At 62.0% G+C, this 2,545-nt stretch carries 2 protein-coding genes and 1 pseudogene; 1 reads left to right on the plus strand and 2 read right to left on the minus strand.

Features of this window, described 5'->3' with window-relative positions; translation table 11 throughout:
- Nucleotides 1-97 precede the first annotated feature (97 nt).
- Nucleotides 98-1,525 carry a mechanosensitive ion channel domain-containing protein gene (locus AC1DH9_RS27080; protein WP_427538518.1) on the plus strand — a complete coding sequence of 476 codons (1,428 nt, stop codon included), beginning with the start codon at nt 98-100 and terminating at the stop codon, nt 1,523-1,525.
- A gap of 43 nt (nt 1,526-1,568) precedes the next feature.
- Here the strand turns inward: AC1DH9_RS27080 and ycaC are convergent, their stop codons facing one another.
- Both ycaC and AC1DH9_RS27090 read right to left on the minus strand, forming a co-directional pair.
- On the minus strand, nt 1,569-2,195 hold the full coding sequence (gene ycaC, locus AC1DH9_RS27085) for an isochorismate family cysteine hydrolase YcaC (protein ID WP_019690857.1): 627 nt from the start codon (nt 2,193-2,195) through the stop codon (nt 1,569-1,571).
- Nucleotides 2,196-2,264: 69 nt separating this feature from the next.
- Nucleotides 2,265-2,545: pseudogene (locus tag AC1DH9_RS27090) on the minus strand (amidohydrolase); the annotation flags it as partial.

Raw genomic sequence — 2,545 nt, forward strand, 5'->3', positions numbered from 1 at the left:
GCCGCTGCACTGTTGACTGATAGACCCCCATCGCGAGCAGGCTCGCTCCCACACCATCCGGTGCGGGCCACTCTCTCTTTTCCGGCGGAGCTATTCCATGACTTTCATGTTTGCCCACCTGCTGTCCTGGAGCGCCCTGCTTCTGGTGCTCGACACACTGCTCTGGCACCTCGCCCCGTTCAAGCACCGCGCCTTGCGGGTCGGCGTGCGTCTGGCGTTGTTTCTGGCGTTCAGTGCGCTGGTCATCAACGCCGGCGTCAGTCCGTTGCAGGCGCCGTTGTTCGCCGATGACCCTGTTGCGCAACTGGGCGCCACGGCACTGGGGATTCTCTGGTGGCTGTACGCCGCGCGGGTGCTGACCGAAGTGATCGGTCTGGCCCTGATGCGCCGCATCGGTCACAGCGGTCGGTTGTTGCAGGACGTGATCGGTGCACTGGTGTTCCTGGCCTCCATTGTCGCTGCCGCCGGGTATGTGCTGGAGCTGCCGGTCAAAGGCCTGCTCGCGACCTCCGGGGTGGTTGCCATCGTGGTCGGTCTGGCGTTGCAGAGTACATTGAGCGACGTGTTCTCCGGCATCGTGCTCAATACCACCAAGCCCTATCAGGTGGACGATTTCGTGATGATCGACGGCGTCGAAGGCAAGGTGCTCGATATCGACTGGCGCGCCACCCATCTGCTGACCAGCGCTGGCACCCTGGCCGTGGTGCCGAACTCGGTGGCGGCCAAGGCCAAGATCGTCAACCTCAGCCGCCCGACCAACCTGCACGGCGTGTCGATCAGCATCAAGCTGCCGAACCACGTCCGTCCGCGCCGGGTGCTCGATGCCCTCGAGCGGACTCTGCAAGGCAGCAGCAGTCTGTTGCTCGATCCGGCGCCGAAAGCGCTGCTCAAAGAGGCGGGTGAAGAAATGTCCGAATACGTGGCCAGCGGTTTCATTGCCGAACTGGGCAAGAAAGGCGACGTGCGCAATCAACTGTTCGACCTCGCCCATCGGCACCTTGAAGCGGCTGGCATCTCGCGGCATCCGGACGGTGTGATCGAGCCCTCGAGCCGCGCCCGCGCGCTGCTCGATGAAGTGAAGATTTTCCGCTCGCTCAGCCATGAGGAACGTGACCGCCTCGCCGAATCGATGGTGCCGCAGCAGTACACCGCCGGCCAGGTGGTGCTGGATCTGGGCGAAGTGCCGGACAGCCTGTTTGTGATTGCCACCGGTGTCGTCAGCGCCAGCGTGTCCGACGGCAATGGCCTGGCCGAGGCAGGTCGCATGGGGCCGAGCGAAGTCATGGGCGAACAGAGCATCCTTGCCGATACGCCGTCCCAGGCGACGTTCACCGCGCTGACTTCCTCCATCATCTACCGCCTCGACAAGAACCTGACCCGCCAGTGTATGGAGCAGCGCAACGAAGTGGGCCAGGCGTTGAACAAGTTGCAGGCAGTACGGCAACAGAACAGTCGGTTGGCGTTGATGGCCAAGCCTGTGCCGGTCAGGAAAGCTGGATTTCTGGGGTGGTTGCAAAAACGTTGAGCAGAAAAATGCCCGCACATCGGCGGGCATTTTTTTCAGCGGATTACTTGGCTGTGAACTTGGTGTAGCTATTGATCAGATTGCGATAGTTCGGCAGACGCTGCGACAGCAGATTCGCCAAACCTTCCATGTCATTGCGCCAGTCGACTTGCAGCTCGCAGGCCACCGCGAACCAGTTCATCAGATGCGCACCGGCGGCCGACATCCGCGCCCACGCCGCTTGTTGCACGGTGGTGTTGAAGGTGCCGGAAGCATCGGTGACCACAAACACTTCAAAACCTTCAGCAAGCGCCGACAGGGTCGGGAACGCCACGCACACGTCAGTCACTACACCGGCGATGATCAGTTGCTTGCGACCGGTGGCCTTGATGGCTTTGACGAAGTCTGCGTTGTCCCAGGCGTTGATCTGACCAGGGCGGGCAATGAACGGCGCGTCCGGGAATTGCTCTTTGAGTTCCGGCACGATCGGGCCGTTCGGGCCGCTGTCGAAACTGGTGGTGAGGATGGTCGGCAGGTTGAAGAACTTGGCGATGTCGCCCAGCGCCAGGACGTTGTTCTTGAACTCGTTCGGGCTGAAATCCTGCACCAGCGAGATCAGGCCGGTCTGGTGGTCGACCAACAGCACAACGGCATCGTCTTTGTTCAGACGCGAGTAAGGAACGTTGCTCATGTGAAACTCCTCGATGGATGGTTGTTGCGGGGGAGCGCCGGTCACGAAGACCGGCGCTTTGTTTCGGAATCAGAAGGCGAAGCAGGAACAGCCGAATGCGCCCCAGAAACCGGCGAAATCGCTGACCGGCGCATTCGACTGGCGCGCCTTTTCATGGCTGTGCGTATGCACCGCGCACGGGCCGCTGCAATGGTGGACCTGAGCCTGCATCGGCGAATTCGGGCGCCAGTGGCCGGGGACTTTCATCACCGGCGACCAGTCCGGCAGTACCGGTACGCTGGCCGGCCCGAGTTTTTCGAAGTCGCCGGCGGCGTACACAACCTTGCCGCCGACCACCGTCAGTACCGACT

The organism is Pseudomonas sp. 05T35 (genome assembly GCF_056396605.1).